Consider the following 22,963-nt stretch of genomic DNA (forward strand, 5'->3'; position numbering starts at 1 on the left):
CGCCGCCCGAGGGCGGCGGCGCCGGGACGGAGGAACACGTGGCGAGCGGACTCACCCCGGAGACCGACGCGGCCGAGGTGGGCCTCGACGCCGGCCGGCTGGAACGCCTCGACCGGCGGCTGGCCCGCTGGGTCGACGACGGCCAGCTGCCCGGCTTCCTGGTCACGGTGTCGCGGCACGGCCGGCTGGCGCACGTGGGGCGGGCCGGCTCCCGCGACGTCGAGAACGGCCTGCCGGTCGAGGAGGACACCCGCTGGCGGATCTTCTCGATGACCAAGCCGGTGACCTCGGTGGCGGCGATGATGCTGTACGAGGAGGGGGCCTTCGAGCTCACCGACCCGATCGCCAAGTGGCTGCCGGAGTTCGCCGAGACCCGCGTCTACGTGGCCGGGTCGGCCCAGAAGCCGGTCACCCAGCCCCAGGTCGAGCCGATCCGGGTGTGGCACCTGCTCACCCACATGTCAGGGCTCACCTACGGCTTCCACCACGCCCACCCGGTCGACGAGATGTACCGCGCGATGGGCCACGAGTGGGGCACCCCGCCCGGCGCCGACTCCGCCGAGGTGTGCCGGCAGTGGGCCTCGGTCCCGCTGGTCTTCCAGCCCGGCTCGGAGTGGAACTACGGCGTCTCCACCGACGTCCTCGGCCGGCTGGTGGAGGTCGTGTCCGGGCAGACGCTCGACGTCTTCTTCCAGGAGCGGATCTTCCGCCCGCTCGGGATGACCGAGACGTCCTTCGGCCTGCGGGAGGACGACGACGCCGCCTCGCTGGCCCGCCTCTACGCCGCCGTCCCCGGGAAGCCCGGCGGCCCGGCCACCGCGTTCGCGCCGATCGACGCCATGGGCGAGGCGGCGCACCGCAAGCCGACGTTCCTCTCCGGTGGCGGCGGGCTGGTCTCGTCGGCGGCGGACTACCTGCGCTTCTGCGAGATGCTGCGCCGCGGCGGCTCGTTCGACGGCGGGCGGCTGCTGGGCCCGCGGACGCTGGCGCACATGGTCCGCAACCACCTGCCCGGCAACGCCGACCTGGAGACCTTCGGCCGGCCGCTGTTCGCCGAGACGCCGCTGCGCGGGGTCGGCTTCGGGCTGGGCTTCTCGATGGTGATCGACCCGGCGCGCTACGGCGGCGTGGCCAGCACCGGCGACTACAGCTGGGGCGGGGCGGCGTCGACGGCGTTCTACGTCGACCCGGTCGAGGACGTCGTCGTGTCCTTCTACACGCAGCTGCTGCCCTCGAGCACGCTGCCGATCCGCGCCTACCTGCGCGCGCTGGTCAACCAGGCGATCGTGACCTGAGCGTGCACGTCCGCGGATGCGCCCCGGGCACGTCCGCGGACGTGCACGTCCTCAGAGGTAGCGGCGGTAGACGACGGTGGCGACCATCGCCGGCTTGGTCTGGCCCTCGACCTCGACGGTGACGTCCATGTTCATCGCGACGCCGCCGTCGAAGGGCGTCGCGGAGGCGAGCGTGGCGCCGGCGCGGACCCGGCTGCCCACCGGCACCGGCGAGGGGAAGCGCACCTTCTCGGTGCCGTAGTTGACGCCCATGCGGAAGCCGCTGATCTCCACGATCTCCGGCAGCAGCGACGGGATGAGCGACAGCGTCAGGTAGCCGTGCGCGACCGGGCCGCCGAAGGGGCTCTCCTTCTTCGCGCGCTCGACGTCGACGTGGATCCACTGGTGGTCCCCGGTCGCCTCGGCGAACTGGTTCACCTGCTCCTGGGTCACCTCGACCCAGTCGCTGTAGCCGAGGTGCCGGCCCACGAGCCCCTGCACGCCCTCGACGCCGTCCACGGTGGTCTGCGCCATCGCCGTCCTCCTGTGTCGCTGGTGGTCTGGTTGGCTGACTCCACCACATCGGCCGGGACGGAGGCGACGGGGTGCTGCGACTGGGCCGGCTCGACGTGCCCGACGGCGGGCTGGTGGTCATGGCGATCGTCAACCGCACGCCGGACTCCTTCTACGACCGCGGCGCCACCTACGAGCTGGCCGCGGCGGTCGAGCGGGTGGACCGGGTGGTGGCCGAGGGCGCCGACGTGGTCGACGTCGGCGGGGTGAAGGCCGCGCCGGGCGCCGAGGTGTCCCCCGCCGAGGAGGTCCGCCGCACCGTGGACCTCGTCGCGGCCGTCCGCGCGGCCCATCCGGACCTGCCGATCTCCATCGACACCTGGCGCGCCGAGGTCGCGCGCGAGGTCCTGGCCGCCGGGGCCGACGTCGTCAACGACGCGTGGGGCGGCGTCGACCCGGAGCTGCCGCACGTCGCCGCCGAGGCCGGCGCGGGCATCGTGTGCACCCACGCCGGCGGGCTGCCGCCCCGCACGCGGCCGCACCGGGTCACCTACGACGACGTGGTCGCCGACGTCGTCGCGCGGACGACGGCGCTGGCCGAGGCCGCCGTGGCCGCCGGGGTGGACCGCGAGCGGGTGCTGGTCGACCCCGGGCACGACTTCGGCAAGAACACCCGGCACTCGCTGGAGGCCACCCGCCGCCTCGACGAGTTGGTGGCCACCGGCTGGCCGGTGCTGGTGGCGCTGTCGAACAAGGACTTCGTCGGCGAGACCCTCGACGTCCCGCTGGAGCAGCGGCTCACCGGCACGCTGGCGGCGACGGCGGTCAGCGCGTGGCTCGGGGCCCGGGTGTTCCGCGCCCACGACGTCGCCGCGACCCGCCAGACGCTGGACATGGTGGCCGCGATCCGCGGCGACCGTCCCCCGGCCCGTACCACCCGCGGCCTGGCGTGAGCCGACAGCGCTACGAAGGCCCCACGAGGCGGTCGCTAGGTTGCCGGGCATGGCCGCCACCGGGTTCCTCCCCGCCGACGAGCTCAACGCCCTGCTGCCCGGCACGCTGCCCGGGCTGCTCGGGCTGACCGTCACCGCGCACGAGCCCGGCCGGCTCGAGGCCGCGCTCGACGTGCGCCCCGACCTGCTCGCGCCCAACGGCTACCTGCACGCCGCGACCGTCGTCGCGCTGGCCGACACCGCCTGCGGGCTGGCCACCCGCGCGTTGCTGCCCGAGGGCTCGGCCGGCTTCACCACCATCGAGCTCAAGAGCAACTTCCTCGGCACCGTCCGCGAGGGCCGGGTGCGCACGGTGGCCACCAACGTGCACGCCGGCCGCAGCACCCAGGTGTGGGACGCCGTCGTCACCTCCGACGCCGGGAAGACGCTGGCCCTGTTCCGCTGCACCCAGTCGGTGCTCGGGCCGAGGTGACTCACCGGTAACCCCGCGTGTCGCGCGACACACCGCGGGTGTGAGACTGGCGCCACCCTGCACCCGAGGAGGAGCACAGTGGCTCTGGCCAGTCGTTATCCCGACGTCGAGATCCCCGACCAGTCGGTCCCCGAGTTCGTGCTCGCGGGCGGCGCCGCGCGTCCGGACGCGCCCGCCCTGGTCGACGGCCTGACCGGCGACAAGATCACGCACGGCCAGCTGGCCACGTACGTCGACCGGGTCGCGGCCGCGCTCGCCGCGCGCGGCCTGCGCAAGGGCGACGTCGTCGCGGTGCTGTGCCCGAACACCATGTGGTACCCGGTCGTGTTCCACGGCATCGCCCGTGCCGGCTGCGTGATGAGCCCGATCAACTCGCTCTACACCGCCCACGAGGTCGCCTTCCAGCTCAAGGACTCCGGCGCGAAGGTGCTCGTCACCGTCTCGCCGTTCCTCGACCGGGCCCTCGAGGCCACCGAGCAGACGCCGGTCGACGAGGTGATCGTCATGGACGGCGCCGAGGGACACGCCTCGCTGCTCGACCTGATCACCAGCGAGGCCCCGTCGGCCGAGGTCGACATCGACCCGGCCGAGGACCTGGTCACGCTGCCCTACTCCAGCGGCACCACCGGCCTGCCCAAGGGCGTCATGCTCACCCACCGCAACCTGGTGGCCAACGTCAGCCAGTCCCGACCGCTGGTGGAGCTGCACGAGGGCGACGAGCGGATCATCGCCGTCCTGCCGTTCTTCCACATCTACGGCCTGACCGTGCTGATGAACCAGGGCCTGCAGTGGGGCGGCACCGTGGTGACCCTGCCGCGGTTCGACCTCGAGCAGTTCCTGCGCACCATCCAGGACCAGAAGATCACGCGGGCCTTCGTGGCGCCGCCCATCGTGCTGGCGCTGGCCAAGCACCCGATGGTCGACCAGTTCGACCTGTCCTCGCTGCGCAGCATCACCTCCGGGGCCGCGCCACTGGACGAGGCACTGGCCCAGGCCGCCCAGGACCGGCTGCGCAAGGGCGCGGCCGACGGCGTCGTCGTCGCGCAGGGCTACGGGATGACCGAGCTGTCGCCGGTCTCGCACACCACCCCCGACGCGAACCGGCTGCCCGAGGGCCTCACCTCGGTGCCGAAGGGGTCGGTCGGCCTGGCGCTGCCGAACACCGAGTGCCGGCTGGTCGACCCGTCGACGGGCGCGGACGCCGCTCCCGGCGAGCGCGGCGAGCTGTGGGTCCGCGGGCCGCAGGTCATGAAGGGCTACCTCAACAACCCGACGGCGACGGCCGACACCCTCGACGGCGAGGGCTGGCTGCACACCGGTGACGTCGCGATCGTCGACGACGACGGCTGCTACACGGTCGTCGACCGGGTCAAGGAGCTGATCAAGTACAAGGGCTACCAGGTGGCCCCGGCCGAGCTCGAGGCCGTGCTGCTCGGCAACCCGGCCATCGCCGACGCCGCCGTCATCGGGGTCAAGGACGAGCAGAGCGGCGAGGAGCTGCCCAAGGCGTTCGTGGTGCGCGCCCCGGGTGCGGAGATCTCCGAGCAGGAGGTCATGGACTACGCCGGCAGCCGGCTCGCGCCGCACAAGAAGATCCGCGCGGTGGAGTTCATCGAGCAGGTGCCCAAGTCCGCGGCCGGCAAGATCCTCCGCAAGGACCTCAAGGCCCGCGTCTGACGGTTCTGCACCGGGCCGGCTCCCCTCCGCGGGGAGCCGGCCCGCTCCGTCACCAGGGCAGGCCCAGGACGGCGTCGCGGGTGCGGGCGTGGCGGGCGCCGGCGAACCGCAGGACCGTCCGGGCCGGGCGGGACGCCGTGCGCAGCACCGTGACGCGCTCGGCGGGGTGGCAGGCGTCCAGCAGCCACGGCAGCGTGAACAGCGCCTGACCGGCCGGCAGGGAGCGGCGGGCTGTCCGGACGACGCGGTCCCGCTCGGCCGCGGGCACGTGCTCGTCGACCAGGGGGAGCACGCCGTCCTCCTCGGCGTCGAGCCGCGCGGCCACCACGTCGGCGAGGTCGGTGAGCGCGAGGGCCAGCGCGGGGGCACCGGCGCTCACGTCGTGGGCGAACGGCGGCAGGGCCTGCCGGGCCCGCGCGAGCGCGGAGTCGAGGGCGGCGTCGCTCGCCGCGCGGTGCAGGTCCGGGCCGCCCCCGGGCAGCACGACCCGCGACAGCGCGGCCTCCAGCCCGCGGCGCAGCGCCGCGTGCGCCCGCACCTCGGCCAGCACGCGCGTGGTCCAGCGGACCAGCTCGCGCTGCCGGACGGGGCAGCACGGCTCGTCGAAGGCGATGCCGGTGAGGGCGTCGGCGATCCCCCGCGTGCCGGAGCGCAGCGCCCGGTGCAGCAGGACGTGGTCGACCAGGGAGGTCACCGCGCCACGGCGGGAGGGAGCGGGCGCGCGGCGGACGGGCGCGGGGGACGTCGTCGTCGTGGTCATGGCGGGAACGGTGCCGTCCGGGGCCTGCGGAGCGCTTGGAGCCTGCTTGGACGTCACCGGCAGCCGCGCGGCTCCGCTCCTAAGGTCGGGGCATGCGTGCGGTGATCGCGAGCGGACCCGGCGGACCCGAGGTGCTCGGATGGGGCGAGGTGCCCGACCCGGTGGCCGGCCCCGGGGAGGTCGTCGTCGACGTCGCCGCCACCGCGGTCAACCGGGCCGACCTGCTGCAGCGCGCCGGCAACTACCCGCCGCCGCGCGGCGCCAGCGAGGTCCTCGGCCTGGAGTGCAGCGGGATCGTCAGCGAGCTCGGCGAGGGCGTGACCGGCTGGAAGGTCGGGGACGAGGTGTGCGCGCTGCTGTCCGGCGGCGGGTACGCCGAGCGGGTCGCCGTCCCGGCCGGGCAGCTGCTCCCCCGCCCCGCCGGCGTGGAACTGGCCACCGCCGCCGCCCTGCCGGAGGTCACCTGCACCGTCTGGTCCAACGTCTTCCAGCTCGCCGGCCTGCGCCGCGGCGAGGCCTTCCTCGTGCACGGCGGGTCCAGCGGCATCGGCACGATGGCCATCCAGCTCGCCGTCCGGGCCGGCGCGCGGGTGTTCACCACCGCCGGGAGCGCCGCCAAGCTGGACTTCTGCCGCGAGCTCGGCGCCGAGGTGGGGATCGACTACCGGGACGAGGACTTCGTCGAGCGGGTGCGTGAGGGGACCGGCGGCGCCGGCGTCGACGTCGTGCTGGACAACATGGGCGCGAAGTACCTGGCCCGCAACGTCGACGTCCTCGCCGTCGGCGGCCGGCTGGTCGTCATCGGCATGCAGGGCGGCACGCGGGCGGAGCTGGACCTCGCCAAGCTCCTCGCCAAGCGGGCCTCGGTGGCGGCCACGGCGCTGCGCTCCCGGCCGGCGACCGGTCCGGGCGGCAAGGCGGACATCGTCGCGGCGGTCCGCGCGCAGGTGTGGCCCGACGTCGAGCGGGGTGTGGTGCGCCCGGTCGTGGACCGGCGGCTGCCGATGTCGCGGGCGGCCGAGGCGCACCGCGTCGTCGAGGCCAGCGAGCACATCGGGAAGGTGCTGCTGCTGCCCGGCTCCTAGAGCAGCGCGCCCCGCAGCGCCGCCACGGAGTCGATCACGTAGCCGACCTCCTCGGCGGTGTTGTAGTGCGCCAGCCCGATGCGGACGGCGCCGCCGAGCTCGTTGACGCCGAGCGCGTCGAAGAGCTCGCGGGCGTAGAAGTCGCCGTCCCAGGCGCAGATGCCGCGGCGGGAGAGCTCGGCGGCCACCTGCCGGGGGCGCATGCCGGGCACGGTGAACGACATCGTCGGCGTCGTGTGCTCCGGGAAGCCGACCACCTGCACGTGCCGCATCGCGCGCAGCGCCTGGTCCAGCCAGTCGAACAGCCCACCCTCGTAGGCCGCGACGGCCGCCATCGACGTGCGCAGCCGCTCGCGGCGGCTGCCGGTGGCGTCGTCGCAGAGACCGGCCAGGTGGTCGACGGCGGCGGTGACGCCGGCGTAGAGCTCGAAGGGCGGGGTGCCGGTCTCGAAGCGGTCGGGCACCCGGTCGGGGGTGGGCAGCAGCCGGTCGGGCTCGAGCTCGGCGAGCAGCGCGGGGTCGGCCACCACCGCGCCCACGTGCGGCCCGCACCAGGTGTAGGCCGAGACCGCGACGAAGTCGGCCCCCAGCGCGGTCTTGTCGAGGAAGACGTGCGGCGCGGCCTGGACGGCGTCGACGAACACCAGGGCGCCGACGGCGTGGGCGCGGGCGGCGATGGACGCGACGTCGGGCCGGGTGCCGATGGCGTTGCTGGCCGCCGTGACCGCCACCAGGCGCGTGCGCGGGGTGATGAGCTCGTCGTACTGCCAGACGGGCAGCTCACCGGTCTCGATGTCCACCTCGGCCCACCTGACGACGGCGCCGACCTGCTCGGCGACCTGCAGCCAGGGCCGGATGTTGGCGTCGTGGTCGAGGCGGCTGACCACCACCTCGTCGCCGTAGCGCCAGGTGCGCGACAGCGCGCGGGCCACCGCGTAGGCCAGCGTGGTGGTGTTCGGGCCCAGGACGACGCCGGTGGACACCCCACCCACGAGGTCGGACACCGCGGAGCGCGCGGCGGCCACGAGGCCCTCGGTGCGCGACGAGGACGGGAAGACCCCGCCCCGGTTGGCCACCGGCACGCGCATGGCCGAGGAGACGGCGTGGACGACGCTCTCCGGCGTCAGCGTGCCGGCGGGTGCGTCGGTGTGCACGAAGCCGTCGGAGAGGCCGGGGAACAGGCCGCGGACGCGCGCGACGTCCAGCCGTGGTTCCCCCGGGTGCATGCGGGCGACCCTAGTTGGCACGGTCACCGACCTGCTCCGCGCGTTCGGCGGGCGGATGCGCGGGGCAGGATGGAGGGCATGACGGCACCCGGTAACGGCATCGATCGCCCGCAACAGGTCGTCGTGGTCGGTCCCGACGGGCGGCCGGTCGGCACGATGCCCGTGCCCGCCGGTGGCCCCGACGGCGGCGACGGCGACGGGCCCCTCGGCATCGGCGAGATGGTCGAGCAGCCGGCCAAGGTCATGCGGATCGGCACGATGATCAAGCAGCTGCTCGAGGAGGTCCGCGCCGCGCCCCTCGACGACGCCAGCCGCGCCCGGCTGCGCGACATCCACGCCTCGTCGATCCGCGAGCTCGAACAGGGCCTGGCACCCGAGCTCTCCGACGAGCTGCGCCGGATCACCTCGCCCTTCGGGGACGAGGAGACGCCGTCGGACGCCGAGCTGCGGATCGCGCAGGCCCAGCTCGTCGGCTGGCTCGAGGGCGTCTTCCAGGGCATCCAGACGGCGCTGTTCGCCCAGCAGATGGCCGCCCGGGCACAGCTGGAGGAGATCCGCCGCGGCCGGGCGCTGCCCGGCGGGACCGGCACCCCCGACGTCCGTCCCGGCGGCGGCCAGTACCTCTGAGCCCGGTACCTGCGAGAAGACGCCGTGGGTGAGGACCGGCGGGGGGTCCGGGCGGGCGACACCGACCGCGAGAGGACCGTCCGGCAGCTGCAGCGCGGGCTCGCCGAGGGCCGCCTCGACGTGGCCGAGTTCGACGAGCGGGTGCGGGCGGCCTACGCCGCCCGCACCCTCGACGAGCTGGCCGACCTCACCGCCGACCTGCCCCCGGACCGGTGGTGAGGCCTGCGCCTGCGGACTACGCCCGGACCGCGCCGTTGGCGCCCGGCAGCGCCGGCAGGCCGTCGGCGGCGTCCACGACGGACGCGCCGGTCGCGCCGGTCGCGCCCGCGGCCGGCAGGGCAGCCGGCGCCTCGGCCGGTGACCCAGCCGGCGCCTCGGCCGGCGGGGCGGTCGCGGGCGCGGCGTCGGCGCGGCGGCCGGCGGCCTGGTCGAAGAAGCGCAGCAGCTCCACGGGGAACGGCATGACGAGGGTGCTGTTCTTCTCCGAGGCCACGTCGGCGACGGTCTGCAGCAGGCGCAGCTGCAGCGCACCCGGGGTGGCGCTCATGGCGTCGGCGGCCTGCGCCAGCTTCGTCGAGGCCTGGAACTCGCCGTCGGCGGAGATGACCCGGGCCCGCCGGTCGCGCTCGGCCTCGGCCTGGCGCGACATCGACCGGCGCATGCCCTCGGGCAGGGAGATGTCCTTGACCTCGACGCGGTCGATCTTGATCCCCCAGTCCTCGGTGGGGGTGTCGATGACGGCCCGCAGCTCGGCGTTGATGGCCTCGCGGTCGGACAGCAGCGTGTCGAGGTCCGCACGGCCGATGACCGACCGCAGGGACGTCTGCGAGACCTGCGACGTCGCCACCATGTAGTCCTGCACGTTGATCGCGGCACGGACCGGGTCGACGACCCGGAAGTACACGACCGCGTCCACGCCGATGGTCACGTTGTCGCGCGTGATGGTGCCCTGGGAGGGCACGTCGAGGACCAGCGTCTGCACCGGCACCTTGGTCATCTGGTCGACGAAGGGGATCAGCACCCGCAGGCCCGGCTCCCGGACGCCGGGCAGCAGCCGGCCGAACCGCAGCACGACCCCGCGCTGGTACTGCTGGACCATCTTGAAGCTCGCACCGAGGGTCACCAGAGCCAGCACCCCGAGCACGATCAGCACCACGAACAGCGTGGTCATCGACGCTCTCCTCCGCGGCCGGGCCGCCGTGGGACGCTCCCGCCGGGCTCCCGGGCCGTCCTCCGTCACTGTCCCACCGGGAGCGAGGAGCGCGGGCCGGTCGCCCATGACGATCCGGTGACGATGCAGGGAACGCGACAGCGGCGCCGCCCCCGGGGGGGACGGCGCCGCCGGCGTCTGCTCGCCCCGCTGCAGGGTCCCTTCGCGAGCGGCGGGGGCAGCGGGGTGCTCACTCACACGGCGAAGCGGGCGACGGCCTCCTGCAGCTCACCGCTCATGCGGGCGAGCTCGGCCGCGGCGCGCTGCGCGTCGGCGACCCGGGCACCGGTCTGCTGCGTGCCGGCGGCCAGCCCGCCGATCGCGGTGGCGATGTGCCGGGAGCCGCCCGCGGCCTCGGCCACGTTGCGGTTCATCTCGTTGGTGGTCGCCGTCTGCTCCTCGACCGCTGCGGCGATCGTGGCCTGGAAGTCGTTGATCTCGCCGATGACGGCGCTGATCCGGCTGATGGCCTCGACGGCGCCCGCGGTGTCGCCCTGGATGGCCTCGACCCGGCGGGAGATGTCCTCGGTCGCCCGGGCGGTCTCCTGCGCGAGCTCCTTGACCTCGCTGGCCACGACGGCGAAGCCCTTGCCGGCCTCGCCGGCACGCGCGGCCTCGATGGTGGCGTTGAGCGCCAGCAGGTTGGTCTGCTCGGCGATGCCGTTGATGAGCTTCACGACCGTGGCGATCTCCTGCGAGGAGTCGCCGAGCTTGCCGACGGTGCGCGTCGTCGTCTCGGCGACGTCCACGGCCTGACCGGCGACGCGGGCGGCCTCGGCGGCGTTGTGCGCGATCTCGCGGATCGCGGTCTCCATCTGCGAGGAGCCGGTGGCGACGGTGTCGACGCTGGCGGCCACCTCACCGGCGGAGGCGACGACGGCGTCGGTCTGGTCGGCGGCCGCGCGGGAGAACTCGGCGATGCCACTGGCCGCGGAGTCGAGCTGGGTGGACGCGCCCTGCAGGCGGCCGGCGGAGTCGCGGACGAGCACCAGCACGCCGCCGAGGGAGTCCAGCGTGGCGTCCAGCGAGCGGGCGACCTCGGCGAGCTCGCCGCCGCCGGTCTGCCCGGCGCGCACCCGCAGGTCGCCGTCGGCGACCTTGCCGAGCACCTCGCGGATCCGCTCGACCGGCCGGGTCACGCTGCGGGCCACCAGCACGGCCAGCACCAGCGAGACGACCAGCCCGAGCGCCACGACGACGAGCGTCAGGGTCCGGGCGGAGGCGAAGGCCGCCTGTGCCTCGTCGACCGTCTGCCGGGCCGAGGCGGCGGCCGAGGTCGTGGCCGCGGCCAGCGCCTCCTCGATGACGTCCTCGTTCTCGGACATCGTCTGCAGCAGCGGCAGGGCGTTCGGCGAGCCCAGCGGCAGGGCCTGCAGCTGCGCGAGCGCGGTCAGGTAGGTCTGCGAGGCGGTCTCGAAGCGCTCGAAGTCGGTGCGGGCGTCGGCGGACAGCGTCATGGTGGCGACGTCCTCCGCGTGGCCGGCCATGGCCTCACCGGCGTCGGCCGCAGCCTGGCGGGCCTCCTGGATGCTGGCCGGAGGCAGGCTCGGGATCGCGGCGCGGGCGGTCTGGGCGGCCAGCTCCCACCAGTCGACCTGCAGCGTGCGCAGCCCGTCGAGTGGCTCGGTGCCCTCGCTGTAGACCTGGTCGGCCTTGTCGGCGAGCACGGACATGCGGTGGATCCCGAACAGGCCGACGGCCAGCGTGGTCAGGGCGACCACGAGGATGGCGCCGAGCAGCCGGGTGCGCAGGCCCCACCCTCCCGTCGGGGAGTCGCCGGCGGGACCCGCCGTGGGGACGCGGGTGGAGCTCTGGCTCATGGTCGCCTTCCGTGGCCTCGTACGGGTCGGCACTGGTGCCGGTCGCTGCACACATCGGCAGCCGGCGGCCGACCTTGAGCCGGGTCGGGGCGCGCGGGGTCAGAGCGAGGCGAGGAACGCGGCGACGCCGTCGTCGTCGTTGGTGCCGGTGACGTCGGTGGCCGCGGCGAGCAGGTCCGGGTGCGCGTGCGCCATGGCCACGGCCCGGCCGCCGCCCTCGCGCACCCAGTCGAACGCGGCGATGTCGTTGGGCATGTCCCCGAAGACGACGACCTCGTCCGGGCCCACGCCGAACCGCTCGGCGACCCGGCCGATGCCGGTGGCCTTGGTGACGCCGCGGGCGGAGATCTCGGCCAGCGCGTCCGTCGAGGAGTTCGTGACCGTCGCGAGGTCCCCCACCACGCGCTCGACGAGAGCGACGAACTCGTCGCGGCCGAGGTCCTCGTGGCGGGCCAGCAGCTTGGCCGCGGGTGCGGCGACCATCTCCTCCAGCGACGCCTCGGCGACACCGGGCGCGTCGACGTCCCAGCGCGGCCGGTACACCGGCTCGTGCCGGAACTCCAGGCCGTACTCGACGGCGAACCACGTGCCGGGCTGCTCGGCGCGCAGGCCCGCGGTGATCTCGGCGAGCACCGCGGGGGGCAGCGCCTCCTCGGCGACGATCTCGAAGCGGCCGAGGTCGAGCAGCACCGCGCCGTTGCAACAGACGGCGGTGCCCGACCGCACGACCTCCCGGATACGGCGCATCCAGCGCGGCGGGCGCCCGGTGGCCAGGACGAAGGGGACGCCGTCGTCCGCCCAGCGTTGCAGCTCGGCGACGGTGGCGTCGCTGACGGTGTCGTCGGACCGCAGCAGCGTGCCGTCCATGTCGCTGGCGATCAGCCGGGGGCGCCAGTCAGACACCGGCGAGCACCGCCTCGAGGTAGCGGGCCACGCCGTCGGCGTCGTGGCCACTGGTGATCCCGCCGGCGGCCGCGCGGACGGCGGGGTGGGCGTTGGCGACCGCGACGGCCCGCCCGCCCGCGGCGGTGACCGCGCCGATCATCGGCAGGTCGTTGGGCATGTCGCCGAAGACGAGGACGTCGCCGAACCCGACGGCGTGCCGGTCGAGCGCGACGGCCAGGCCGGTGGCCTTGGTGACGCCGGGCGGCAGCACCTCGATGAAGCCGAGGCCCGCGTGGGTCACCTCGGCGTCGGCCGGGTCGACCACCGACCGCGCGAGGGCGAGCAGCTCGTCCTGACCGAGGCCGGGCGAGCGGAGGAAGACCTTGAGCACCGCGCCGGTGGGCAGCACCTGGTGCCGGGGCAGCAGGTGCGCGGGCTCCGGATAGGGCCAGTCGAAGCCGTGCTGCACCCGCAGCGGCCCGTGCGCCTCGGCCTGCTCGGCGGCGTCCTCGACGGCGAGGACGAGGTCGCCGGCGACCTCCTCGATGCGCTCGATCACCGCGGTCGCGCGGTCCCGGGGCAGGCCCACCGTACGCAGCACCTCGTCGCGCTCCAGGTCGACGACGAACCCGCCCTGCGCGAGGACGGCGACGCCCCGGCCGCCGAGCGCGGTGCGGACGCTGTCGAGCAGCCGCGGTCCGCGGCCGGTGACGCCGACGACTGGGATGCCGGCGTCCCAGCACGCCTCCAGCGCCGCCCGCGTGCGCGGGGTGACCTCGCCGGCCGAGGACAGCAGCGTGCCGTCGAGGTCGCTGGCGACCAGCCGCGGGCGCCAGCCGCCGAGGTCGCCGAGGTCGACCACCCGCTCGGCGTCCGGGGAGGGGACGTGTCCGGAGAGGACGGTCCGGCTCATGCGGCCGCCGGCGGCACCGGGGCGGCGAGCGTCATGCCGGGGGTGAGCACCTCGTGACCGCCGAGCCACGGCCGCAGCGCCGCCGGGACGTGCACCGAGCCGTCCGCGCGCTGGTGCACCTCGAGCAGGCAGGCGATGGTGCGCGCGATGGCGCACAGCGTGCCGTTGAGCGTGGCCGCCGTCTGCGGCCTGCCGTCCTCGCCGCGGTAGCGGATGGCCAGCCGGCGGGCCTGGAAGGTCGTGCAGTCCGAGGTGCTGGTCAGCTCGCGGTAGGTGCCCTGGCTGGGGAACCATGCCTCGATGTCGTACTTGCGGGCGGCGCTGGTGCCCAGGTCGCCGGCGGCGATGTCCACGACCCGGTAGGGCAGCTCCAGCGCCTGGAGGAACTCCTCCTCCCAGGCGAGCAGCCGCAGGTGCTCGGCGGCGGCCTCCTCGGGCCGGCAGAAGCTGAACATCTCGACCTTGTCGAACCAGTGCACGCGGATGATCCCGCGGGTGTCCTTGCCGTAGGAGCCGGCCTCCCGGCGGAAGCAGGACGACCAACCGGCGTAGCGGCGCGGGCCGGCCGAGAGGTCGAGCACCTCGTCGGCGTGCATGCCGGCCAGCGCCACCTCCGACGTGCCCACCAGGTAGAGGTCGTCGCGCTCGACCCGGTAGACCTCCTCGTCGTGCTCGCCGAGGAAGCCGGTGCCCTCCATGGCCTCGGGCTTGACCAGCGCGGGCGCCACGACGGGGGTGAACCCGGCGGCGACCGCGCGGGTGATCGCGAGCTGGGCCAGCGCGAACTCCAGCAGAGCGCCCGGGCCGGTGAGGAAGTAGAAGCGGGCGCCGGACACCTTCGCGCCCCGCTCCATGTCGATCGCGCCGAGCGCCTCGCCGATCTGCAGGTGGTCGCGCACCTCGAAGTCGTAGGAGGGGACCTCGCCGACGGTCCGCAGCGTCACGGCGTCGTCCTCGCCGCCGGGCGGGACGCCGTCGTGGACGACGTTGGCCAGGCCCAGGTGCGCCTGCCGCAGCGCGGCGTCGGCCGCCCGCTGGGCCTCCTCGGCCTCCTTGACCTGGGCGGCGAGCGCCCGGGCCCGCTCGAGGACGGCGGGGCGCTCCTCCGCCGACGCGCCGCGCACCGCCTGCGAGGCCGCCTTCTGCTCCGCGCGCAGGTCGTCGGCGCGCTTGACGGCGGCGCGGCGGGCCTCGTCGGCGGCGAGGAGCGCGTCGACCCGGGACTCGTCGGCGCCGCGGGCACGCTGGCTGGCACGGACGACGTCGGGGTGCTCGCGCACCAGGCGCAGGTCGATCACGACCCGATCGTAGAGAGGCGCCCGCCGATCGCCCCGGGGCGCGCGGCGACGTCCACCCGAGCGAGGTGGACGGCTGGGACACTTCGGGCCATGCGGTTCCTGAACGGTCAGCGCCCGACGACCGACCTGACCTACGCCGACGTCTTCATGGTGCCCAACTCCAGCACCGTGGGTTCCCGGCTCGAGGTGGACCTGACGACGCCGGACCGGGTGGGCACGACCATCCCGGTCGTCGTGGCCAACATGACGGCGATCAGCGGCCGCCGGATGGCCGAGACCGTCGCCCGCCGCGGCGGCCTGGCGGTGCTGCCGCAGGACATCCCGGTCGACGTCGTCGGCGAGGTCGTCTCCTGGGTGCACGCGCGGCACCCGGTCTACGACACCGCGATCACGCTCTCCCTCACCTCGACCGTGGGCGAGGCGCTGTCGCTGATGACCAAGCGCGCGCACGGCATCGTCGTGGTCGTCGACGGGGAGGTGCCGATCGGCGTGGTCACCGACGGCGCGTGCCAGGGCGTGGACCGCTTCAGCCAGCTCTCGCAGGTCATGGCCGCGCACCCGCTGACCATCCCCGCCGGCACCGACCTGCCGAAGGTCTTCGACGTGCTGTCCGGGGAGCGGGTCAGCGCCGCGCCGGTGGTCGAGGGCGAGCGGCTCGTCGGCGTCGTCACCCGCAAGGGCGCGCTGCGCTCCACGGTCTACACGCCGGCGGTCAACGCCGAGGGGCAGCTGCTCACCGCCGCCGCCGTCGGCATCAACGGCGACGTCGCCGGCAAGGCGGGGGCGCTGCTGGCCGCCGGTGTGGACGTGCTCGTCGTCGACACCGCGCACGGCCACCAGGACAAGGCGGCCGAGGCGGTCCGCGCGGCGCGGTCGGTGGCCGGGCGGGTGCCGGTGGTGGCCGGCAACGTGGTCACCGCCGAGGGCACCCGCGACCTGATCGAGGCCGGCGCCGACGTCGTCAAGGTCGGCGTGGGCCCCGGCGCCATGTGCACCACGCGGATGATGACCGGCGTCGGCCGGCCGCAGTTCTCCGCCGTCGAGGAGTGCGCCGCCGAGGCGCGCCGGCTCGGCAAGCACGTGTGGGCCGACGGCGGGGTGCGCCACCCCCGCGACGTCGCCCTGGCCCTGGCCGCCGGCGCCGCGAACGTGATGGTCGGCTCCTGGTTCGCCGGCACCTACGAGAGCGCCGGCGACATCCACGACGACGGCAGCGGCCGGCTGTACAAGGAGTCCTTCGGCATGGCCTCGGCCCGGGCGGTCAAGGCGCGGACGGCGCAGCAGAGCGGCTTCGAGCGCGCCCGCGCCGGGCTGTTCGAGGAGGGCATCTCCTCGTCGCGGATGTACCTCGACCCGGCCCGCCCGGGGGTGGAGGACCTGGTCGACGGCATCGTCGCCGGGGTGCGGTCCTCGTGCACCTACGCCGGGGCGCGCACCGTCGACGAGTTCCACGAGCGCGCGGTCGTGGGGGTGCAGAGCGCTGCCGGCTACGAGGAGGGCCGCCCGCAGCCGACCAGCTGGTGAGGCCGCTCCCCCGCGAGGTCTTCGAGTCGCTGGTCGCCGACGCCCTCGACGCGGTCCCGGCCGACCTCATGGCGCTGCTCGACAACGTCGTCGTGCTGGTCGAGGACCGCAACGAGGACGAGCCGGAGCTGCTGGGTCTCTACGAGGGGTACGCGCTGACCGAGCGCGGCTGGCAGTACGGCGGCGCGCTGCCCGACCGGATCATGGTCTACCGCGAGGCCATCTGCGACATCTGCTCGACCGCCGAGGAGGTGGTCGAGGAGGTGACGGTGACGGTCGTGCACGAGATCGCCCACCACTTCGGCATCGACGACGACCGGCTCCACGAGCTGGGCTGGTCGTAGGACCCCCTCGCGTACCGTGACCGCGTGCCATCCGACGTCGCCAGGAACAGCGGGCTGCCGATCAAGATGCTGCACGACCGGATCCTCGTGTCCCTCCGCAGGGAGGACGGCGAGCGGCGCTCGACCGGCGGGATCCTGATCCCCGCGACCGCCCAGGTGGCCAAGCGGCTGGTCTGGGGCGAGGCGCGCGGTGTGGGCTCGAGCGTCCGGCAGGTGAAGGTCGGCGACCAGGTGCTGTTCTCCCCCGAGGACCAGCACGAGGTCGAGGTGCACGGCGAGGAGCTGGTCATCCTGCGCGAGCGCGACGTGCACGCCGTCGCCGCCGAGCGGATCGAGGAGTCCACCGGCCTCTACCTCTAGTGCCACGTGCACGCACCACGGTCCCGGGCAGGCCGCGGCGCGGCACGTGCACACACGGGGAGGACGGCGGGTGGACGACGCGGTGCTGCGGGCGGAGCTCGAGGCGATGGCCGACGAGCAGCGCGCCCTGATGGAACACACCGGCGGGGGTCGGTCGGCTCGGCGCCGGTCGAGGCCCGGCGCGAGCGGCGCGAGGTCGTCGTCCGGCACGCCGACCGGCTCGAGCAGCTGCTGACCCGCTACGCCCGAGGCTCTCCCGGGCTCGCAGGGCGGCCACACTCCCGGCATGGACGAGCACGAGATCACGCGCTGGTACCGGGCCTACCTGGCCGACTTCGTCGCGCTGGCACGCGGCGACAGCGACGACGTCCGGCGACTGCTGGCCCACTACGGGGTGCCGCTGATCGTCAGCACCGACGCCGGCTGCTCCCACCTCACCGACGAGGACCAGGTGCTGGCCCTCGCCCGACGCCTCGTCTCCGGCCTGCGGGCGTCGGGCTACGACCGGGGCGAGGAGCTCTCCAGTGCCACCGTCGTGCTCAACGGGACGTGCGCGCTGCACCGCGCGGCCTTCGCGCGCCTCCGGGCCGACGGCACCGAGATCACCCGCGTGGAGACGACCTACCTCATCACCGACGGCCCCGCGGGGCGCCGCATCTCCGCGCTGCTCGCCCACTCGGGGGCGTGACGGCCTCCCGGCCCGCGACGTCGGACGCGCCGTCAGCGGTGGGCGACGACGACCTCGGTCATCGCGGTCAGCCACCGTCGGACGGCGTCGAGGTCGTCGTCGGAGAAGCCGTCCATCGCGGTGACGAGCTCGCGCTGCAGCCCGCCGAAGAAGGCCGCGCCCGCGGCCATCGAGGCCTCCGACATCTGCAGCACCACGCGGCGGCGGTCGGCGGCGTCGCGGACGCGGTGCACGTGCCCGGCGCGCTCGAGCCGGTCGACCAGCGCCGTCACCGACGCCGAGCTCAGCCCCACCGCGGCACCCAGTCCGCCGGCGGTCAGCGGCTCCCCGCGCCGGGTGGCGTCCAGGATCGCGATGACCGCCCGCACGTCCGTGCGGCCGAGTCCCTGCGGCTTGGCGAAGCGCTCGCCGACCGCGTCGAGCTCCACGGTCAGGCGGCGCAGCAGCAGGGCGAGCTCGGCTCGGTCCCCGTCGTTGCGAGCCACCTCCCCACCCCCTAATCTCTCGGTCGTCGAGACATTCGGCCGTCGAGAGGATCACATCATGGCGCGCCGTGGCCGCTGGCTGCTCCCCCTGGTCGTCCTGCTGCTGTGGGTGGGTGCGGCAGGTCCGCTCGGCGCGCTGAGCGGCAAGCTGACCGGCCTGCAGGAGAACGACAACGCCGCGTTCCTCCCCGACAGCGCGGAGTCCACCCGGGTGGCCGAGCTGCAGCAGGACTTCTCCCCCACGGAGGCGATCCCTGCGATCCTGCTGTGGGAAGCCGAGGACCCCCTCGACGAGGCCACGCTCGGCGAGATCGGGCAGCGACTGCAGGAGGCCACGGCCGTCGCCGAGGACGCCGGGTTCCTCGCCGGGCAGGCCTCGCCGCCCATCCCCTCGGAGGACGGTCTGGCGGTCGAGGCCGTCCTCCCGCTGTCCCCGGAGGTCGGCGACGAGCTCGTGCCCGTGGTCGAGGACGTCCGGGAGGTGATCGCGGTCGACGGGACGTCGTCGTTCGTGACCGGTCCGGGCGGCATCTTCGCCGACTTCGCCAACGGCTTCGCGGGCATCGACGGCCTGCTCCTGCTGGCCGCCTTCGGCGTCGTGCTGCTGATCCTGCTGGTGGTCTACCGCAGCCCGATCCTGCCGTTCCTGGTGATCGCCACCGCCGGCCTGGCGCTCACCGCCGGCACCGCGGTCGCCTACCTGCTGGCCGACGCCGGCCTGATCACCGTCAACGGGCAGAGCCAGGGCATCGCGTCGATCCTGGTGGTCGGGGCGGCCACCGACTACGGCCTGCTGCTGGTCGCGCGCTTCCGCGAGGAGCTGCGCACGGAGGCGTCGCGCTACGCCGCGATGCGCACCGCGCTGCGCCGCTCGTGGGAGCCGATCGTCGCCTCCGGCGCGACCGTGGTCCTCGGCGTCCTCTGCCTGCTCTTCTCCGACCTGGCCTCCAACCGCGGCCTCGGGCCGATCTCGGCGGTCAGCGTCACCCTCGCCGTCGTCGCCGCGCTGACCTTCCTGCCCGCCGCCCTGACCCTGCTCGGCCGCACCGCGTTCTGGCCGTTCCGCCCGTACGTCGGCGACGAGGTGCGCGAGGGACGCGGGTGGCCGCGGGTCGCCGCGCTGGTCGGTCGGCGGCCCCGGCGGGTGCTGGCGATCAGCACGCTGGCACTGGTCGCCGCGGCCGTGTTCGCGCCGACCTACGACGCCGGCGGCATCACCTTCACCGACGCGATCCGCGGCGAGTCCAACGCCGTGGACGGCCAGGAGGCCCTGGGCCGCCACTTCGACGCCGGCGCGGGCGCTCCGACCGTCGTCGTGACGCCGGAGGACGACTGGCCGGCGGTGGCCGAGGCCGCGGCGGCCACCGACGGCATCGCCTCGGTCGTGCCGTTCACCGGCGCCCAGGGCCCGTCGCAGCCCGGCGCGGACCCGGTGGCCGTGGACGGCCTGGTCCGCCTGGACGTCACGCTCGCCGTCGCCCCGGACAGCACCGAGGCCATCGACGTCGTCCAGGACCTGCGCGACCGGCTCGATGACGCCGACCCGGAGGCACTGGTGGGCGGCGACACCGCGAGCAACCTCGACGCCCGCGAGACCGCCGCGCGCGACCTGCGGGTGATCGTGCCGAGCGTGCTGGTGGTCATCACCGTCGTCCTGGCGCTGCTGCTCCGGGCGCTGGTGGCCCCGCTGCTCCTGATGGCCACGGTGGTGCTCAGCGTGGGCGCGACGGTCGGGGTGGCGGCGCTGCTGTTCGAGGACGTGTTCGGCTTCCCCGGCAGCGACCCGGGCATCCTGCTCATCGGGTTCGTGTTCCTCGTCGCCCTGGGGATCGACTACAACATCTTCCTCATGACCCGGGCCCGCGAGGAGTCCGTGCGGCACGGCACCCGCGACGGCGTCCTGCGCGCCCTGGCGGTCACCGGCGGGGTCATCACCAGCGCCGGGCTGGTGCTCGCCGCGACCTTCGGCGCGCTGTCGGTGCTGCCGCTGCTGTTCCTCGTGCAGCTGGCCTTCCTCGTGGGCTTCGGCGTCCTGCTCGACACGTTCGTCGTCCGGTCGCTGGTGGTGCCGTCGGCGGTGGCGCTGCTCGGGGACCGCACCTGGTGGCCGGGCCGGCCGGCCCGTCGTCCGCAGGCCGAGCCCGAGCGGGAGCTCGAGCCGGCCTGAGCGGCTCAGCCGAGCGCGCCGCCCACGTCGGCACCCGCCAGCAGGGCCACCAGCAGCGGGACGACGGCGGTGGGCGGCACCCGGTGCCGCCCACCGCCCACGGCCTCGACGACGCCGGCGGCCGCGAGGGTCGACAGGTGGTGGTAGACCTGCCCGGCCGAGCTGCCGCCCACCGCCTCCTGCAGCTCGGCCACCGACGCCGGCCCGCGCAGCAGCCGCTGCGCCACGGCCAGCCGCACCGGGTGACCCAGCGCGGCCAGCACCCGGACGACGGCGGCCGGCGGCAGCGCCAGGACGTCCTCGGCGCCCAGCTCGATCGTCCAGCGCACCTCACCGGCGAGCCGGACGGTGCCGCCGTAGCGGACGCTCCCGGCGTCCTCCCCGCCGGTCGGGACCGCCGGCGCCGACCCCTCCGGCACCGACCCCTCGAGCGCGGCGACCCGCTGCTCGAGGGTCGCCAGGCGGTCCCGCAGCCGCTCCAGTTCACCGGTCACGTCGCCGATGATCGCTGCCGGTCAGGCGAGGGCGCAGGCCAGCCGGCCGGCGGTCGCCTCGTCGGTGAGCGCGCCGACCAGGAGCTGCTGGTGCGGCAGGCCCGCCGACAGCGTGGCCACCCAGTCCTCGGCGGCCATCCCCCGCACGAGCAGGACGCCGACCGACGTGGTGCCGTCCTCGTCCCGGACGGTGATCGCCTCGGCGAGCACGCCGGGCAGGGAGCCGCCCTTGAACCCGAGGCCGGCCAGTCCCTCGGGCGGGGGCTGCCACTCCAGCTGCGCCCGGGCCGCCGGCGGGTCGCCGTCGGCCAGCGCGAGGTGCAGGTCGGCGAGGCCGGCGGCCGGGACGGCGGGCGTCGTCTCCGCCCAGGTCACCTGGGCGTCGGGACCGGGCAGCAGGAGCGCCTGCACGCGGGCGGCCTCCGCGGGGTCGTCGGCATAGCGGCGGGCGGCCGCGTCCGCATCGGCATCGGCGTCGGCACCGGCCCGGGCACCGGCCCCGGACGGCTCCACCAGGCGCAGGAAGGTGCCCAGGAAGGTCGGCGGGGCACCGTCCAGCCCGGCGCCGGCCGCCGCGGCGGCGAGCGCCTCCTCCCCCAGCAGGTCGCGCAGCAGGTCGGGCGCGGCGTTGTCGCTCTCCCGGACCATCGCCGAGACGACGTCGGACAGGGCCACCTCCGCGCCGGGGTCGAGGGCCCGGACGCCGTCGTGGGCCACACCCAGCCGGTCCAGGGCCGCGACGTGCGCGCCGCCGTCGGTGCCCGGCAGGTACCACCGCTCCCAGTCGCCGACGCGGACCCGCTCGTCGAGGGCCGGCCGCCCCTCCTGGACCGCGGTCGCCCACGCGGCCAGGTGCACCACCTTCAGCGCCGAGGCCACCGGCTGCGGCTCGCCGGCCCGGTGCTCGACCACCGCCCGGTCCCCCGAGCGGACGACCACCGCCACGTCGTCACGGTGCTCCGCGAGCCAGCCCAGCCACCCGTCGGGCGTGGTGGGGTCGGCCGCCGGCGGCGCGGGACAATCGGACGAGGAGGCTGCCGAGGAGGCGGCCGCCGCGTCCCCGGCGGCCTCACCGGCCGAGCACGCGGCGAGCACGAGGGGCAGGGTGACGAGGACGGCGAGGGGACGGCGCACGAAGCCCTCCGTGATTCCGGTGTTCCGGGATTCCGTAGGCGGAGCCTGCCACGGCTGCTCCCGCGCGGCCACCGCTCGGACGGCGCGGGGTCAGGTGCGGCCGGCGCGGAGGCGGGCCACCCACTCCTGCGCGTCGGCGAAGGCGGCGTCGGCGGCCTGGTCGGGCACGTCCCGGCTGGTGCGGCCGTCGGCGCGCGCGTACGAGCCCAGGAAGCGCACGTCCTCGCAGACCCGGTGCAGCGCGGCCAGCGCCTCGCCCACCCGCGCGTCGGCCACGTGCCCCTCGCAGTCCAGGGAGAAGGAGTAGACCCACAGGCGGTCGCGCACGGGCCGCGACTCGATGCGGGTCAGGCTGATGCCGCGGACGGCGAACTCGCGCAGGACGTCGAGCAGCGCGCCGGTCCGGTCGGCGACGACGGCGACCAGCGAGGTCTTGTCGGCGCCGGTCGGTGCCGGGAGCCGTCCCGGGCGGGCCACCAGGACGAAGCGGGTCACCGCGCCGGGGTGGTCGGCCACGTCCTCGGCCAGCGGGACCAGGCCGTAGCGCTCGGCGGCGATCGGCGCGCACACCGCGGCGTCGTGCTCCCCGTCGGCCACCGCCCGGGCCGCGGCCGCCGTCGACGAGGCGGGCAGCGCCGGCACGCCGGGCAGCCGCTCGGCCACCGTGCGGGCCGTCTGGGCGAGCGCGTGCGGGTGGCTCACCACGTCGCGGACGTCCTCGGGCCGGGTGCCGGGCCGGGCGGCGAGGACGAAGGAGACCGGAAGGAACACCTCGCGGGTGATGACCAGCGGGTCGCCGTCGGCCAGGCCGTCCATCGTCGCCGGGACCGATCCCTCGACGGAGTTCTCCAGGGGCACGAGCGCGGCGTCGACCTCGCCGGCGCGGACGGCCGCCAGGGCGGCCGGGACGCTGGCCGCCGGCTGCCGCCCCCCCTCCCCGGGGGCGACGGCGCTGCTGAGCGCCGCCTCGGCGAAGGTACCCTCGGGCCCGAGATAGGCGAACCGCGTCGGAGGCGTCTGGGGCACCCGACGAGGGTAGTGCGGTCGGAGAGGG

24 protein-coding genes are annotated in these 22,963 nt (G+C 75.3%); 12 read left to right on the forward strand and 12 right to left on the reverse strand.

Features of this window, described 5'->3' with window-relative positions; all coding sequences use genetic code 11:
* The first annotated feature begins 38 nt into the window (after nt 1–38).
* Entirely contained in the window at nt 39–1,295 is a 1,257-nt protein-coding gene (locus HLV61_RS12550; protein ID WP_369255840.1) for a serine hydrolase domain-containing protein, read from the forward strand.
* A 51-nt stretch (nt 1,296–1,346) separates the two neighbouring features.
* On the opposite strand, the gene HLV61_RS12555 is transcribed toward HLV61_RS12550, so the two are convergent.
* On the reverse strand, nt 1,347–1,808 hold the full coding sequence (locus HLV61_RS12555; protein WP_369255842.1) for a MaoC family dehydratase: 462 nt from the start codon (nt 1,806–1,808) through the stop codon (nt 1,347–1,349).
* A gap of 71 nt (nt 1,809–1,879) precedes the next feature.
* Here HLV61_RS12555 and folP point away from each other — a divergent pair, with 71 nt between their 5' ends.
* The 3 genes from folP (at nt 1,880) to HLV61_RS12570 (ending at nt 4,889) form a co-directional block, all read left to right on the forward strand.
* Nucleotides 1,880–2,740 (forward strand): dihydropteroate synthase, encoded by an 861-nt coding sequence (gene folP / locus HLV61_RS12560; RefSeq protein ID WP_369255844.1) that lies wholly within the window; start codon nt 1,880–1,882, stop codon nt 2,738–2,740.
* A gap of 49 nt (nt 2,741–2,789) precedes the next feature.
* Nucleotides 2,790–3,212 carry a PaaI family thioesterase gene (locus tag HLV61_RS12565; RefSeq protein WP_369255846.1) on the forward strand — a complete coding sequence of 141 codons (423 nt, stop codon included), beginning with the start codon at nt 2,790–2,792 and terminating at the stop codon, nt 3,210–3,212.
* Nucleotides 3,213–3,290: 78 nt separating this feature from the next.
* Nucleotides 3,291–4,889 carry an AMP-binding protein gene (locus HLV61_RS12570; protein ID WP_369255848.1) on the forward strand — a complete coding sequence of 533 codons (1,599 nt, stop codon included), beginning with the start codon at nt 3,291–3,293 and terminating at the stop codon, nt 4,887–4,889.
* 49 nt (nt 4,890–4,938) lie between these two features.
* On the opposite strand, the gene HLV61_RS12575 is transcribed toward HLV61_RS12570, so the two are convergent.
* Nucleotides 4,939–5,649: a hypothetical protein gene (locus tag HLV61_RS12575; protein ID WP_369255850.1), complete on the reverse strand. Its 711-nt coding sequence runs from the start codon at nt 5,647–5,649 to the stop codon at nt 4,939–4,941.
* Nucleotides 5,650–5,741: 92 nt separating this feature from the next.
* Between HLV61_RS12575 and HLV61_RS12580 the strand changes: the two genes are divergently transcribed.
* A complete protein-coding gene (locus tag HLV61_RS12580; protein WP_369255852.1) occupies nt 5,742–6,734 on the forward strand; it encodes an NAD(P)H-quinone oxidoreductase in 993 nt (330 codons plus the stop codon).
* Here HLV61_RS12580 and HLV61_RS12585 read toward each other — a convergent pair.
* Nucleotides 6,731–7,960 (reverse strand): cysteine desulfurase-like protein, encoded by a 1,230-nt coding sequence (locus tag HLV61_RS12585; protein WP_369255854.1) that lies wholly within the window; start codon nt 7,958–7,960, stop codon nt 6,731–6,733. The two genes, HLV61_RS12580 and HLV61_RS12585, sit on opposite strands and share 4 nt — an antisense overlap.
* A gap of 78 nt (nt 7,961–8,038) precedes the next feature.
* Here HLV61_RS12585 and HLV61_RS12590 point away from each other — a divergent pair, with 78 nt between their 5' ends.
* Together HLV61_RS12590 and HLV61_RS12595 are read left to right on the forward strand one after the other, a co-directional pair.
* Nucleotides 8,039–8,587, forward strand: a complete 549-nt coding sequence (locus tag HLV61_RS12590) for a bacterial proteasome activator family protein (protein ID WP_369255856.1) — start codon at nt 8,039–8,041, stop codon at nt 8,585–8,587.
* Nucleotides 8,588–8,611: 24 nt separating this feature from the next.
* Nucleotides 8,612–8,806, forward strand: coding sequence for a DUF1707 SHOCT-like domain-containing protein (locus HLV61_RS12595; RefSeq protein ID WP_369255858.1), 195 nt, complete (start codon nt 8,612–8,614; stop codon nt 8,804–8,806).
* Between the two features lie 16 nt (nt 8,807–8,822).
* Here HLV61_RS12595 and HLV61_RS12600 read toward each other — a convergent pair whose 3' ends face one another.
* The 5 genes from HLV61_RS12600 to serS form a co-directional block, all read right to left on the reverse strand.
* Entirely contained in the window at nt 8,823–9,758 is a 936-nt protein-coding gene (locus tag HLV61_RS12600) for a slipin family protein (RefSeq protein ID WP_369255860.1), read from the reverse strand.
* A gap of 233 nt (nt 9,759–9,991) precedes the next feature.
* Nucleotides 9,992–11,617, reverse strand: a complete 1,626-nt coding sequence (locus tag HLV61_RS12605) for a methyl-accepting chemotaxis protein (protein ID WP_369255862.1) — start codon at nt 11,615–11,617, stop codon at nt 9,992–9,994.
* A gap of 99 nt (nt 11,618–11,716) precedes the next feature.
* Complete coding sequence (locus tag HLV61_RS12610) at nt 11,717–12,520, reverse strand: HAD family hydrolase (protein ID WP_369255864.1); 804 nt, start codon at nt 12,518–12,520, stop codon at nt 11,717–11,719.
* On the reverse strand, nt 12,513–13,415 hold the full coding sequence (locus tag HLV61_RS12615; RefSeq protein ID WP_369255866.1) for an HAD family hydrolase: 903 nt from the start codon (nt 13,413–13,415) through the stop codon (nt 12,513–12,515). Before HLV61_RS12615 ends, HLV61_RS12610 begins: the two co-directional genes overlap by 8 nt.
* Nucleotides 13,412–14,713, reverse strand: coding sequence for a serine--tRNA ligase (serS, locus tag HLV61_RS12620; RefSeq protein ID WP_369255868.1), 1,302 nt, complete (start codon nt 14,711–14,713; stop codon nt 13,412–13,414). The genes HLV61_RS12615 and serS overlap by 4 nt, the downstream gene beginning before the upstream one ends.
* 90 nt (nt 14,714–14,803) lie before the next feature.
* On the opposite strand from serS, the gene HLV61_RS12625 reads away from it, so the two are divergent.
* The 4 genes from HLV61_RS12625 (at nt 14,804) to HLV61_RS12640 (ending at nt 17,629) form a co-directional block, all read left to right on the forward strand.
* Nucleotides 14,804–16,237 (forward strand): GuaB1 family IMP dehydrogenase-related protein, encoded by a 1,434-nt coding sequence (locus HLV61_RS12625; RefSeq protein ID WP_369255870.1) that lies wholly within the window; start codon nt 14,804–14,806, stop codon nt 16,235–16,237.
* On the forward strand, nt 16,234–16,581 hold the full coding sequence (locus HLV61_RS12630; protein WP_369255872.1) for a metallopeptidase family protein: 348 nt from the start codon (nt 16,234–16,236) through the stop codon (nt 16,579–16,581). Before HLV61_RS12625 ends, HLV61_RS12630 begins: the two co-directional genes overlap by 4 nt.
* Nucleotides 16,582–16,605: 24 nt before the next feature.
* The gene (locus HLV61_RS12635; protein ID WP_369255874.1) at nt 16,606–16,941 is read left to right on the forward strand and encodes a GroES family chaperonin; all 336 of its coding nucleotides are present in this window, start codon (nt 16,606–16,608) and stop codon (nt 16,939–16,941) included.
* 286 nt (nt 16,942–17,227) lie between these two features.
* A complete protein-coding gene (locus HLV61_RS12640; protein WP_369255876.1) occupies nt 17,228–17,629 on the forward strand; it encodes a DUF6841 family protein in 402 nt (133 codons plus the stop codon).
* A gap of 32 nt (nt 17,630–17,661) precedes the next feature.
* Here the strand turns inward: HLV61_RS12640 and HLV61_RS12645 are convergent, their stop codons facing one another.
* Nucleotides 17,662–18,114 (reverse strand): MarR family winged helix-turn-helix transcriptional regulator, encoded by a 453-nt coding sequence (locus HLV61_RS12645; protein ID WP_369255878.1) that lies wholly within the window; start codon nt 18,112–18,114, stop codon nt 17,662–17,664.
* Between the two features lie 58 nt (nt 18,115–18,172).
* Between HLV61_RS12645 and HLV61_RS12650 the strand changes: the two genes are divergently transcribed.
* Nucleotides 18,173–20,281, forward strand: a complete 2,109-nt coding sequence (locus tag HLV61_RS12650) for an MMPL family transporter (protein WP_369255880.1) — start codon at nt 18,173–18,175, stop codon at nt 20,279–20,281.
* Nucleotides 20,282–20,286: 5 nt separating this feature from the next.
* Here HLV61_RS12650 and HLV61_RS12655 read toward each other — a convergent pair whose 3' ends face one another.
* The 3 genes from HLV61_RS12655 to pheA form a co-directional block, all read right to left on the reverse strand.
* Nucleotides 20,287–20,775 (reverse strand): ArsR/SmtB family transcription factor, encoded by a 489-nt coding sequence (locus HLV61_RS12655; protein WP_369255882.1) that lies wholly within the window; start codon nt 20,773–20,775, stop codon nt 20,287–20,289.
* 21 nt (nt 20,776–20,796) lie between these two features.
* Nucleotides 20,797–21,909, reverse strand: a complete 1,113-nt coding sequence (locus HLV61_RS12660) for a serine hydrolase (protein ID WP_369255884.1) — start codon at nt 21,907–21,909, stop codon at nt 20,797–20,799.
* 90 nt (nt 21,910–21,999) lie between these two features.
* Complete coding sequence (gene pheA / locus HLV61_RS12665; RefSeq protein WP_369255886.1) at nt 22,000–22,935, reverse strand: prephenate dehydratase; 936 nt, start codon at nt 22,933–22,935, stop codon at nt 22,000–22,002.
* Nucleotides 22,936–22,963: the final 28 nt, after the last annotated feature.

This window comes from Geodermatophilus amargosae (genome assembly GCF_041028265.1).
Taxonomy (GTDB): domain Bacteria; phylum Actinomycetota; class Actinomycetes; order Mycobacteriales; family Geodermatophilaceae; genus Geodermatophilus; species Geodermatophilus amargosae_A.